Origin of the sequence: Pseudaquabacterium rugosum (assembly GCF_038066575.1) — a bacterium.
Classification (GTDB): domain Bacteria; phylum Pseudomonadota; class Gammaproteobacteria; order Burkholderiales; family Burkholderiaceae_C; genus Pseudaquabacterium; species Pseudaquabacterium rugosum.
This window is the reverse complement of the sequence record NZ_JBBUTF010000006.1, coordinates 255,295-267,373: the sequence shown is the minus strand read 5'-3', so window position 1 is coordinate 267,373 and position 12,079 is coordinate 255,295. Positions and strand designations below refer to the sequence as shown.

Below are 12,079 nucleotides of genomic sequence, written 5' to 3'. Positions count from 1 at the left end.
CGCCCATGCTCACGCCCACCCTCCAGACCTTCGACGTGCGGGGCCTGTCCTGCGCCGTCACCGGCGCGGCCAGCGGCATCGGCCTGGCCTATGCCGAGGTGATGGCCGAACACGGCGCCCTCGTCACGCTGATGGACCGCGACGCCGCCGGCCTGGACCGCGCCTGCGCCCGCCTGGCCGAGGCCGGCGCCCGTGTGCGGGCCGAAGCGGTCGACGTCACCGAGCGCGCCGCGCTGTACGCCGCCTTCGAGCGCACGGCCGTCGCCCAGGGCGAGCGACTGGACGTGGTCTTCGCCAACGCCGGCATCGATGCCGGCCCCGGCTTCCTGACGCCGGACCACCAGCGCAACCCCGAGGGCGCGCTGGAGACGCTGGACGAGGCGCACTGGGACGCCGTCATCGCCACCAACCTCGGCAGCGTGTTCACCACGCTGCGCGCGGCGGTGCGGCGCATGAAGCCGCAGGGCAGCGGCAGCATCATCGTCACCACCTCGAACGCGGCGATCATCAACGAGGCCATCGTCGGCACGCCCTACATGCCGGCCAAGGCCGGTGCCGCCTCACTCGTGCGTCAGGCGGCGATGGAGCTGGCCCGCCACGGCATCCGCGTCAACGCCATCGCGCCCGGGCCCTTCGTCACCAACATCGCTGGCGGGCGGCTGCGCCACGCCGCCGACCGCCGCGCCTTCGAGACCCGCGTGCCCCAGCACCGCGTGGCCGAGACCGACGAGATCAAGCCGCTGGCGCTGTTCCTCGCCTCCCGCGCGTCGAGCTACGTGACCGGCGCCCAGATCGTGATCGATGGCGGCCAGATGCTCGGCCGCACCGACTGAAGGAGCCCGCCCATGCGCGCCGTCCTGTTCGACGCCCTGCACCGCCCGCTGCGCCTGGCCTCGGTGGACACGCCACGGCCCGGCCGCGACGGCGTGCTGCTGAAGGTCTGCCGCTGCGGCATCTGCGGCAGCGATCTGCACATCACCGAGGACCCGGTGTTCGGCGCCCAGGCCGGCGACGTGCTGGGCCACGAGATCTCGGGTGAGGTGCTGGAGGTGGGCGCCGACGTGCGCGGCCTGCGCCCGGGCGACGCCGTCACCGTCGCGCCGCTGCACGGCTGCGGCGACTGCCCGGCCTGCCACGCCGGCCGCCCGGCCCTGTGCCCCCGGATGCAGCTGGTGGGCGGCGGCTATGCCCAGTACGCGGCCGTGGCCGCACGCCAGTGCCGGCCGCTGCCCTGGGGCATCTCGCCGGCCGATGGCGCGCTGGCCGAGCCGCTGGCCGTCGCGCTGCACGGCGTGCTGCGCGCCGGCCTGAAGCCCGGCGACCGCGTGCTGGTGGTCGGCGCCGGGGCCATCGGTCTGGCCGTGGGCTGGTGGGCGCGCCGCCTGGGTGCCGCCCGCGTGGCCATCACCGACCTGGCGCCGCACCAGCGCGAGCGGGCGCTGGCACTCGGCCTGGACGCCTTCATCGCCGCCGACGCCGAGCAGGCCGTGCGCGTGCGCGAGCAGCTGGGCGGCGAGCCCGACATCGTCTTCGAGTGCGTGGGCAAGCCCGGCCTGATCGACCACTGCATCGGCCTCGTGCGCCCCCGCGGCACGGTGCTGGTGCTGGGCCTGTGCACGCCGCGCGACCACCTCGACAGCTTCCGCGCGATCAGCAAGGAGGTGACGCTGGTGATGAGCGTCTTCTTCGACCTGCACGAGTTCGATACCGCGATCCGCGCGCTGGACGCCGGCCGCGTCGCGCCGCAGCTGCTGGTCAGCGAGACGGTGTCGCTCGACCAGCTGCCGCAGGCCTTCGAGGCGCTGAAGCAGCGCAGCACGCAGTGCAAGGTGCTGGTCGATCCGCATGCGGTGGGCGCGGCGCCGTAGCCGGGGCAGCCGCCGGCACCGCGGCCGGCCGGGCAGGCCGGGCCAAGTCTTCAGTGCCCGGCCTGGCGCCGCAGCTCGGTCGGCGTCAGGCCGAAGCGCAGCTTGAAGCAACGCGCGAAGTGTGCGGCGCTGGCGAAGCCGCAGCGGTAGGCGATCTCGGCCACGGTGGCCCCGCGCTGCGCGGACTCGCGCAGCAGGCGATGGGCCAGATCCAGACGCCGGGCCATCAGATGGTCGGCCAGCGTGCCGTCCTGCGCCGCGAACAGCCGGCGCAGATGGCGCTCGGAGATGCCGACGGCCTGCGCCACCTCGGCGGCCTGCAGGCCGTCGTCGTCCAGGTGCTCGTCGATGTAGGCCTTGGCCGCCAGCAGATGGCCGGCCGACAGCGTCGACAGCGGCGCCGCCCCCTCGCGCGACTGCCGCAGCAGCGCGGCGAGCAGGTCGCAGACCTGCAGCTCGACCTCAGGGGCCGCCCCGGCCTGCTCGGGCCCGTCGACATGGGCCAGCACCAGCCGCGACAGCGTGCGCAGATACAGCTGCGCGGTGCGGTCATGGCCGTCGATCTGCAGCGGCAGCGCGAGATCGTCGCGCAGCAGATGGCGGTGGAACAGCGCCACCGGCAGATCGATGTGCAGCAGCTCGAAATCCGGCCCGCCGCCGATCAGGTAGGGATGGCGCGCGTCATAGACCAGCGCCTCCTGCGGCTGCAGCTTGGCACAGTGGCCGCGCTGGTAGGTGAAGGTGCCACCGCGCAGCACCACGTTGACGAAGACCGATTCCTGCGGATGGGCGCGGATCATCTGCGGCGTGCGCTCGATCACGTGCGCATTGGCGCTGGTCTTGCCCAGGCGCAGCGCCCCGGCCTCGACGCAGACCTGGCGCGCCACCAGCCCCTCCTCGGCATGGGGCGAGCAGCGCAGGCTGACCACGTTGTCGCGGCACTGGCTCTCCCAGTAGGCGACCCGGTCCTCGGGCCGCAGGGTCCGGGTGTCGAAGATCAGGCGCTGGCGTACGGCTGCGGGCATGGCTCTCGTCGCGGACGACGGCCGACGTGGCCGATGAGCGGACGATTGGAGCAGAGCGGGGCAGGGGTGCCGATCGGCAGTTGTACGGAGCGACGCGCCTTCTGCGGCCTCACCACTCGGCCACGCTGCCGTCCGCGTGGCGCCACATCGGGTTGTGCCAGTCGGGCGCGCGGGCCGCGGCCTCACGGACACGGTCCTCATCGATCACGACACCCAGCCCCGGGCCGGGCAAGGCCGCGATGCAGCCCTGCTCGATGCGGAAGTCGTCGCGGTTGGACACATAGTCCAGCAGCTCGGCGCCCTCGTTGTAGTGGATGCCCATGCTCTGCTCCTGCAGCACGGCGTTCCAGGCGACGAAATCGAGCTGCAGACAGGCCGCCAGCGCCACCGGGCCCAGCGGGCAGTGCGGGGCGAGCGCCACGTCATGGGCCTCGGCCATGGCGGCGATCTTGTGGCATTCGGTGATGCCGCCCGCATGCGAGAGATCGGGCTGCACGATCGCGATGCCACCGCGCTGGAACACGTGCTTGAACTCGAAGCGCGAGTACATGCGTTCGCCGGCGGCCAGCGGAATGGCGGTGGCCGCGGCCAGCGCCGGATAGTGCTCGGCCTGTTCGGCCAGCACCGGCTCCTCGACGAACAGCGGCCGGTAGGGCTCCAGCGCCCTGAGCAGCGGCCGGGCCATCGGCAGCGCGACCCGGCCGTGGAAGTCCAGCCCGAAATCGATGCGGGTGCCGAAGACCCGGCGCACCTCGTCGACCACCGCCAGCGCACGGTCGACGGCCCGCACCGAATCGACCATCGCCATCTCCTCGCAGCCGTTGAGCTTGAAGGTGTCGAAGCCACCCTCGACCAGGCGCCGGATCTGCTCGACCACGTCGGCCGGCCGGTCGCCGCCGACCCAGCTGTAGACCTTCATGCGGTCGCGCACCCGCCCGCCCAACAGCTCGTGCACGGGCACGCCGAGGGCCTTGCCCTTGATGTCCCACAGCGCCTGGTCGATGCCGGCGATCGCGCTCATCAGCACCGCGCCACCGCGGTAGAAGTGATGGCGGTACATCGACTGCCAGTGGTCGTTGATCCGCATCGGATCGCGGCCGATCAGGGTCTGGCCCAGCTCGTGGACCGCGGCCTCGACGGTGAGCGCGCGTCCTTCGAGCACCGGCTCACCCCAGCCGGTCAGCCCTTCGTCGGTCTCGACCTTCAGGAACATCCACCGCGGCGCCACGCGGAACGTCGACAGACGCGTGATGCGCATGATCGCCCTTCAACCGGCCTGCGGCTCACCCCGCGCGGGCCGCCCCGGCGCGCGCGGGGCACCCCGCTGGCGCACCGCGCCGGCGTCGATCAGCTCCTTGAGGTCGCGCTCGGACTGGTCGATCAGGGCCAGCGCCGCACGCTCGGCGGCCACCGGATCCCCCTGCTCGATCGCCACGCACACGGCCTCGTGCAAGGGCAGCGAGACGGCCGTGCCGCCCACTTTCTGGGTGACGATCTCGAAGTTGGCCTCCAGCATCGCCGACATGGCCTCCTGCATCTGGCGCAGGTACTGGTTGCCGCAGGCCAGCAGGATGGTGCCGTGGAAGGCCAGATCGGCCTCGATGTAGTTGCCCTTGCCGACCACGGCCCGGGCCATCGCCATGTAGGCCGCACGCAGTGCCCGCCGCTCGGCCTCGCTGGCACGCAGCGCGGCCATGCGCACGGCGGCCGGCTCGACGACGCGGCGCAGCTCCAGCAGATCGCGCGACATGGTGCCGTCCAGCGCCGCATGGGTCGCCCGCCAGGCGATCACCTGCGGATCGAACAGGTTCCAGCAGGCCGGCTCCAGCACCAGCGTGCCGAAGCGCCGCCCGACCTTGAGCATGCCCTTGGAGACGAGCGACTTGATCGCCTCGCGGATGACGATGCGGGAGTAGCCGAAGCGGGTGCACAGCTCGGGCTCCGAGGGCAGGATCTGCCCGGGCTGCCACTGGCCGGCACAGATCTCGGCGCCGAGCTGGTCGACGACCTGTTCCTGGAAAGTGGCGCGGGCGGTGGCGGGGCGGGTGACCATCGGCCGCATTCTAGAACGTCATATGTACGCCAGCGGTCCGGCGTGGACGTTTCTCTGATGATGGCACGCCATGCATAGACCCATCAGGGTTGCCCCGGGGATTCAAACATCATACGTCATATAAAGTGGATGACATGCAGACCGCTTCCTCCCCCGCCCTGTTCGATCTGACGGGCAAGACCGCGCTGGTCACCGGCGCCACCCGTGGCATCGGGCTCGCGCTGGCCCGCGGCCTGGCCGGCGCGGGTGCCCGCGTCATCCTGAACGGCCGCCAGCCCGAGGCCATCGACACCGCCGTGGCCACCCTGCGGGCCGACGGTCTGCAGGCTTTCGGCGCCGCCTTCGACGTCACCGACGAAGCCGCCGTCGCCCAGGCCTTCGCCGCGCTGGACCGGCAGGGCCTGACGGTCGACATCCTGGTCAACAACGCCGGCATCCAGCACCGCCAGCCGATGGTCGAGCTGGCCCTGGCCGACTGGCAAAGGGTGATCGACACCAACCTGACCGCCGCTTTCCTGGTCGGGCGGGAAGCCGCGCGCCGCATGATCGAGCGCGGCCGGGGCGGCAAGATCATCAACATCGGCTCGCTGACCAGCGAGGCCGCGCGCGCCACCGTCGCGCCCTACACGGTGGCCAAGGGTGGCATCAAGCTGCTGTCCAAGGCGATGGCCGCCGAATGGGCCCGGCACGACATCCAGGCCAACGCCATCGGCCCGGGCTACATCCTGACCGAGATGAACACCGCCCTGGTCAACAACCCGGACTTCGACGCCTGGGTCAAGGCCAGCAACCCGGCCCAGCGCTGGGGTCGCCCGGAGGAGCTCGTCGGCACCGCCGTCTACCTCGCCTCGTCCGCCTCCAACTACGTCAACGGCCAGATCATCTATGTCGATGGCGGCTGGCTCTCCGTGCTCTGACACCCCATGTCCGTCCTCATCACCGACATCCGGACGATCGCGACCGCGCCGCAGGGCATCAACCTGCTGGTGGTCCGGATCGAGACGAACCAGCCCGGCCTGACCGGACTGGGCTGCGCCACCTTCGCCTACCGGCATCTGGCCGTGCAGTGCGTCGTCGAGCAGTACCTCAAGCCCCTGCTGGTGGGCCGCAGCGCCGAGGCCATCGAGGAGCTGTGGCAGCTGATGCACCAGAACGCCTACTGGCGCAACGGCCCGATCGAGAACAACGCGATCTCCGGCGTCGACATGGCGCTGTGGGACATCAAGGGCAAGCAGGCCGGCCTGCCGCTGTACCAGTTGTTTGGCGGGCAGGTCCGCACCGGTGTGCCGGTCTACCGCCATGCCGAAGGACGTGATCTGGCCGAGCTGACCGACAGCATCGCCCGCCTGCGCGAGCAGGGCGTCGGCCACATCCGCTGCCAGAGCGGCGGCTACGGCGGCGGCGCCTTCGGTCCGGCGCCGGCCGGCGCGCCCGAGCAGTCGCGCGACGGCATCTACCTCGACCCGCGCCGCTACATCCGCGAGACGGTGCGCCTGTTCGATGTGCTGCGCGAACGGGTCGGCTTCGACGTCGAGCTGTGCCACGACGTGCACGAGCGCCTGCATCCGACCGATGCGATCCGTCTGGCGAAGCTGCTGGAGCCGCACGAGCTGTTCTTCCTGGAGGACGCGATCCCGCTGGAACAGGGTGACTGGCTGCGCCGCCTGCGTGAGCAGACCCGCACGCCGCTGGCCCAGGGCGAGCTGTTCAACCACCCGCTGGAATGGCGCACGCTGCTGACCGAGCGCCTGATCGACTTCATCCGCGTGCATCCCAGCCAGCTCGGCGGCATCACGCCCACCCGCAAGCTGCAGCTGGTGGCCGAGACCCACGGCGTGCGCACCGCCTGGCACGGCCCCGGCGACCTGTCACCGGTCGGCCACGCCGCCAACATCCACCTCGACCTGGTGGCCCGCAACTTCGGCATCCAGGAGTGGTCCGGCATCGAACCGCCCAACGGCGTGATCCAGGAGATCAGCGGATCCGGATCGGCGCTGCTGGAGGTGTTCCCGGGCCTGCCCGAATGCCGCGCGGGCCATGTCTACCCCAGCGACCGACCGGGCCTGGGCGTCGAGCTGAACGAAGCGGCCGCGGCCCGCCACCCCTGCACGGCCGGCATCACCACCTGGACCCAGACCCGACTGCCCGACGGCAGCCTGCACACGCCATGACACACGGACTGACGATCGCCTTCCACGGGCAGAACGCGGCCAACTTCCGCGCCGGCTTCGAGCGGCTGATCGAGCCGGGCCACACCGTGCTGGACCTCAGCGACGACCTGTCCGGCCCCGGCGAGCGCGAGGCCTACGCCCGCGCCGACGTCATCGTCGGCATCCGGCTCGACGACACGCTGCCGGCGCCGGCCGCCGCGCGCCTGTTCCACGCCCCGGCGGCGGGCACCGACGCCATCGACACCCGCCGGCTGCCGGCCACGACCGCGCTGTGCAACTGCCACGGCCATGAACAGGCGATCGCGGAGTACGTGTTCGCGGCGCTGCTGCAGCGCCATGTGCCACTGGCGGTCGCCGACGCCGACCTGCGCCAGGACCGCTGGACCTGGTGGGCCGGCCGACCGGGTGCGCTGCGCAGCGAACTGGGCGGCCAGACGCTCGGACTGCTGGGCTATGGCCACATTGCCCAGGCCCTGGCGCCACGGGCCCGTGCCTTCGGCATGCGGGTGCATGCGGCCAACCGCAGCCCGGTGCGCGACCCGCAGGTCCATCAGGCCTGGTCGCTGACCGAGCTGACGCCGTTCCTGGCCGGCCTGGACGTGCTGGTCGTGACCCTGCCACTGACGCCGCAGACGCAGGGCCTGGTCAATGCCGACCTGCTGTCGGCGCTGCCGCGCGGCGCCTGGGTGATCAATGTCGGGCGCGGCCCGGTGATCGACGAGGCCGCGCTGCACGGTGCGCTGTCCAGCGGCCATCTCGGCGGCGCGGTGATCGACACCTGGTACCAGTACCCGAACGCCGAGCGGTCGACCTGCGCACCGTCCCGGCTGGACTTCCGCACCCTGCCCAACGTCACCATGACACCGCACATGAGCGGCTGGACGGAAGGCACCGTCCGTCGCCGTCAGCAGACCATCGCCGACAACATCGCGCGCCTGGTCCGCGGACACCCGCTGGACCACGTGGTCCGCGCGGCCACCCCGGCCTGAACGGCCGGCCGGAGCGCGACGCAGATCCGCCCGGCCGGACCGCCCCCCGCCCCATTCCACTGGAGACACACCCATGAATGCCGTCCGTCGTTCCCTGGCCGCCGCCACGCTGGCCGCCCTGTCCGTGGTCCTGACGCCCAGCGCCATGGCCGCGCGGTTCAACCTGAAGATGGCCCATTCGGTGGCCACGACGGACGGACAGCACGCGGCGGCGCTGAAGCTGGCCGAGCTGGTCAAGCAGCGCACGGGGGGCGAGGTGGAGATCACCGTCTTCCCGTCCGGCCAACTCGGCAACGACGCGGCCATGATCAACGGCGCCCGCGGCGGCACGATCGACATCGTCTCCAGCGGGGCCAGCAACTACAACGGCATCGTGCCGCACACCGCGGCCATGGAGTTGCCCTTCGTCTTCCGCAGCGCAGCCCATGCCTATGCCGTGCTGGACGGCAGCGTGGGCAGCGGCGTGCTCGCCGAACTGCAACCCCACGGCCTCAAGGGCCTGGCCTACTGGGAGAACGGCTGGCGCGCCTTCACCAACAACCGCCGTGCGGTGCGCACGCCCGATGACCTCAAGGGTCTGAAGATCCGTTCGACGCCCAACCCGTACCACATCCAGGCCTTCAAGCTGCTGGGCATGAACCCGTCGCCGATGCCCATCAGCGAGCTCTACACCGCGCTGGAGACCGGCACCTTCGACGCGCAGGAGCACCCGATCAACGTCACCCTGTCGGCCAAGTTCCACGAGGTGCAGAAGCACCTGACCGTCAGCAACCACGTGTACTCGCCGCTGATCGTGGTGATGAACAAGGCCCGCTTCGACAGCCTGCCGCCGGCCTACCAGACGGCCATCGTCGATTCAGCGCGTGACGCCGCCCGCTTCCAGCGTGAGCTCAACGCGGGCAACGCGGCCAAGGTGGTGGCCGAGCTGAAGAAGGCCGGCATGCAGGTGGTCGAGAACGTGGACATGGCGCCGTTCCAGAAGATCGTGTCGGAGCCCATCGGCAAGACCTTCGCCGAGAAGAACGGACCGGACCTGCTCAAGGCCATCGAGGCCACCCGCTGAGCCGGACACGCGGGGACGGCATGACCACGTTCACACAGGCGCTGTTCCGGCTGGCCGAAGGGCTGCTGGTGCTGCTGTTGACCGCCATGGTGGTGATGGTCTTCGGCAACGTCGTGCTGCGCTACGGCTTCAACACCGGCATCGACTTCTCCGAGGAGCTGTCGCGCTTCGCCTTCATCTGGATCACCTTCCTGGGCGCCATCATCGCGCTGCGCGAGAACGCGCACCTGGGGCTGGACACGCTGATCCGCGTGCTGCCGCGCGCCGGCCGCATGGGCTGCTTCGCGCTGAGCAACCTGATGATGCTCGGCTGCTGCGGTCTGATGTTCTACGGCACGTGGCGGCAGCACGGCATCCACGCGACCACGCTGTCGCCGGTGACCGAGCTGCCGATGATCTGGGTCTATGGCGTGGGCTACGTGGCCAGCCTCGCGATGGGCGGACTGATCTTCGGCAACCTGGTGCGCCTGGTGCGCGGCGACATCACCGACGCCGACCTGATCCAGGTCCAGGACGCCGAGGAGGGCCACACGCCCGCGTCGCCGGCGACCACCGCAGGAGCCGCTCGATGACGATCACCGTGTTCGTGCTGTCGCTGCTCGGCGCCATGGCGCTGGGCATGCCGCTGGCGTTCTCGCTGCTGGTCTCGGGCGTGGCGCTGATGCTGCACCTCGACCAGTTCGACACCCAGATCGTCTCGCAGAACCTGATCAGCGGAGCCGACAACTTTCCGCTGATGGCCGTGCCCTTCTTCATGTTGGCGGGCGAGCTGATGAATGCCGGCGGCATGAGCCGGCGCATCGTGCAGTCGGCCCTGGTGTGGGTCGGCCATCTGCAGGGCGGCCTGGGCTACGTCGCCGTCTTCGCCGCGCTGCTGATGGCCAGCCTGTCGGGCTCGGCGGTGGCCGACACCGCCGCCCTGGCCGCGGTGCTGCTGCCGATGATGCGCGACGCGGGCTACCGGATGGACCGCTCGGCCGGCCTGATCGCCGCGGGCGGCATCATCGCGCCGGTCATCCCGCCATCGATCGGCTTCATCCTGTTCGGCGTGATCGGCGGCGTGTCGATCAGCAAGCTGTTCATGGCCGGCATCGTGCCCGGCGTGCTGATGGGCCTGGCCCTGCTGGTGACCTGGCGCATCGTCGCCCGCAGCGACCGCGTGAGCGTCGCGCCCAAGGTGCCCCTGCGCGAGCGGCTGCGCGTCACCGCCGATGCGTTCTGGTGCTACCTGCTGGCCGTGACCATCATCGGCGGCATGAAGGCCGGGGTCTTCACGCCGACCGAGGCCGCCGTGGTGGCGGTGGTCTATGCGCTGCTGGTCGGGATGTTCATCTATCGCGAGATCCACCCGCGGCAGCTCTACGCCATCGTGCTGGCGGCGGGCAAGACCTCGGCGGTCGTGATGTTCCTGGTCGCCGCGGCGCTGGTGTCCGCATGGCTCATCACGGTCGCCAACATCCCGGCCCAGGTGGCGGCGCTGGTGGAGCCGTTCCACGACAGCCCGCGGCTGCTGATGGCTCTTCTGATGCTGCTGGTGGTGGTGGTCGGCACGGCGCTGGACTTCGCCCCCACCGTCCTGATCCTGACGCCCGTGTTGATGCCCCTGGTCCGCCAGGCCGGCATCGATCCGGTGTACTTCGGCGTCCTGTTCATCATCAACAACGCCATCGGCCTGCTGACCCCGCCCGTGGGCACCGTGCTCAACGTCGTCTGCGGCGTGGGCCGCATCCCGATGCACGAGGTGATCCGCGGCGTGTGGCCGTTCCTGCTGTCCCAGCTCGTCGTGCTGGGGCTGCTGATCCTGTTCCCCGCGCTGGTGCTCGCACCGATGCGCTGGATGCTGGGCTGATGCGCCCGGCGCCGACTCTTCCCCCTGCACTCCTGACCATGAAGCCCTTCTCCCTGATCCGCCGCGGTGCCCTGATCGCCGCCACCGTGTCGCTGCTCACCGCCACGGCCCACGCCCAGGTCCGCGCCAAGATCGGCCACGCGATGCCCGAGACGCATCCGCAGGCCGTGGCGATGAACCGCTTCGCCGAACTGCTGAAGACCTACACCAAGGGCCGCATCCAGCCCGCCGTCCACCACAGCGCCACGCTGGGCAGCGACGAGAAGCAGCTGCAGGCGGTGCAGGCCGGCACGCAGGAGTTCTACATCGGCACGCTCGCGCCGCTGTCGACCCGGGTCAAGGAGGTCCAGGTCTGGGATCTGCCCTTCCTGTTCCAGAACGAGCGCGAGGTCTACGCGGTGTTCGACGGCGCGTCGTCGAAGAAGATCTTCGCGGCGGTGGAGCCCAGCGGCATCGTCGGCCTGACCTGGACCGGCATGGGCTTCCGCAACCTGTCCAACAGCAAGCGCACGGTGACGCGGGCGGAGGACATCAGCGGGCTGAAGGTGCGCGTGATGACCAATCCCGTGGCCCTCGACACCTGGAAGGCGCTGGGGGCCAACGCGACGCCGATGGCCTTCGCCGAGGTGTTCCCCGCACTCGAGATCAAGGCGCTCGACGGCCAGGAGAACCCGCTGCTGCACATGTACGCCAACAAGATGCATGAGGTGCAGAAGCACATCTCGCTGACCAATCACGTCTACACCCCGGTCGCGCTCGTCGCCTCCAGGAAGTTCTGGGAGACGCTGTCGGCCGAGGACAAGGCGGGCGTGCAGAAGGCCGCGACCGAGGCCGGCCTGCTGCAGCGCAAGCTGCTGGACGAAGGCAATGCGGACGTGATCGGCAGGTTCCGCGCCGCCGGTGTCACCGTCGACGCGGTGCCGGCGGCCGAGCTGGCCCGCATCCAGGACAAGGTCAAGCCGGTGCTGGCGAAGTTCTCGGCGCAGATCGGTGAGGACTTCGTCAAGGGCTTCCAGGCCGAGATCGAGAAGGCGCGCGCCGCGCGCTGAACACGGGACCGT

Annotated in this window: 12 protein-coding genes; 9 read left to right on the top strand and 3 right to left on the bottom strand. The window is 70.7% G+C overall.

The genetic code is table 11. From position 1 onward, the window contains the following. Nucleotides 1-5 precede the first annotated feature (5 nt). Together AACH11_RS08540 and AACH11_RS08535 are read left to right on the top strand one after the other, a co-directional pair. Complete coding sequence (locus tag AACH11_RS08540; protein WP_341373792.1) at nt 6-833, top strand: SDR family NAD(P)-dependent oxidoreductase; 828 nt, start codon at nt 6-8, stop codon at nt 831-833. 12 nt (nt 834-845) lie between these two features. Beyond that, nucleotides 846-1,868, top strand: a complete 1,023-nt coding sequence (locus AACH11_RS08535) for a zinc-dependent alcohol dehydrogenase (protein ID WP_341373791.1) — start codon at nt 846-848, stop codon at nt 1,866-1,868. 50 nt (nt 1,869-1,918) lie between these two features. On the opposite strand, the gene AACH11_RS08530 is transcribed toward AACH11_RS08535, so the two are convergent. The 3 genes from AACH11_RS08530 to AACH11_RS08520 all read right to left on the bottom strand — a co-directional run bounded on the left by AACH11_RS08530 (nt 1,919) and on the right by AACH11_RS08520 (nt 4,946). Next, entirely contained in the window at nt 1,919-2,893 is a 975-nt protein-coding gene (locus AACH11_RS08530; RefSeq protein ID WP_341373790.1) for a helix-turn-helix domain-containing protein, read from the bottom strand. Nucleotides 2,894-3,002: 109 nt separating this feature from the next. Further along, nucleotides 3,003-4,151, bottom strand: a complete 1,149-nt coding sequence (dgoD, locus tag AACH11_RS08525) for a galactonate dehydratase (RefSeq protein WP_341373789.1) — start codon at nt 4,149-4,151, stop codon at nt 3,003-3,005. Nucleotides 4,152-4,160: 9 nt separating this feature from the next. Next, a complete protein-coding gene (locus AACH11_RS08520) occupies nt 4,161-4,946 on the bottom strand; it encodes a FadR/GntR family transcriptional regulator (protein WP_341373788.1) in 786 nt (261 codons plus the stop codon). Between the two features lie 134 nt (nt 4,947-5,080). Between AACH11_RS08520 and AACH11_RS08515 the strand changes: the two genes are divergently transcribed. The 7 genes from AACH11_RS08515 to AACH11_RS08485 all read left to right on the top strand — a co-directional run bounded on the left by AACH11_RS08515 (nt 5,081) and on the right by AACH11_RS08485 (nt 12,067). Beyond that, complete coding sequence (locus AACH11_RS08515; RefSeq protein WP_341373787.1) at nt 5,081-5,863, top strand: SDR family oxidoreductase; 783 nt, start codon at nt 5,081-5,083, stop codon at nt 5,861-5,863. A gap of 6 nt (nt 5,864-5,869) precedes the next feature. After that, a complete protein-coding gene (locus AACH11_RS08510) occupies nt 5,870-7,117 on the top strand; it encodes an enolase C-terminal domain-like protein (RefSeq protein ID WP_341373786.1) in 1,248 nt (415 codons plus the stop codon). Next, nucleotides 7,114-8,106: a 2-hydroxyacid dehydrogenase gene (locus AACH11_RS08505; protein ID WP_341373785.1), complete on the top strand. Its 993-nt coding sequence runs from the start codon at nt 7,114-7,116 to the stop codon at nt 8,104-8,106. The genes AACH11_RS08510 and AACH11_RS08505 overlap by 4 nt, the downstream gene beginning before the upstream one ends. A gap of 73 nt (nt 8,107-8,179) precedes the next feature. After that, nucleotides 8,180-9,169, top strand: coding sequence for a TRAP transporter substrate-binding protein (locus AACH11_RS08500; RefSeq protein ID WP_341373784.1), 990 nt, complete (start codon nt 8,180-8,182; stop codon nt 9,167-9,169). A 20-nt stretch (nt 9,170-9,189) separates the two neighbouring features. Then, complete coding sequence (locus AACH11_RS08495; RefSeq protein WP_341373783.1) at nt 9,190-9,741, top strand: TRAP transporter small permease; 552 nt, start codon at nt 9,190-9,192, stop codon at nt 9,739-9,741. After that, on the top strand, nt 9,738-11,018 hold the full coding sequence (locus tag AACH11_RS08490; protein WP_341373782.1) for a TRAP transporter large permease subunit: 1,281 nt from the start codon (nt 9,738-9,740) through the stop codon (nt 11,016-11,018). Before AACH11_RS08495 ends, AACH11_RS08490 begins: the two co-directional genes overlap by 4 nt. 38 nt (nt 11,019-11,056) lie before the next feature. Next, the gene (locus AACH11_RS08485; RefSeq protein WP_341373781.1) at nt 11,057-12,067 is read left to right on the top strand and encodes a TRAP transporter substrate-binding protein; all 1,011 of its coding nucleotides are present in this window, start codon (nt 11,057-11,059) and stop codon (nt 12,065-12,067) included. Nucleotides 12,068-12,079: the final 12 nt, after the last annotated feature.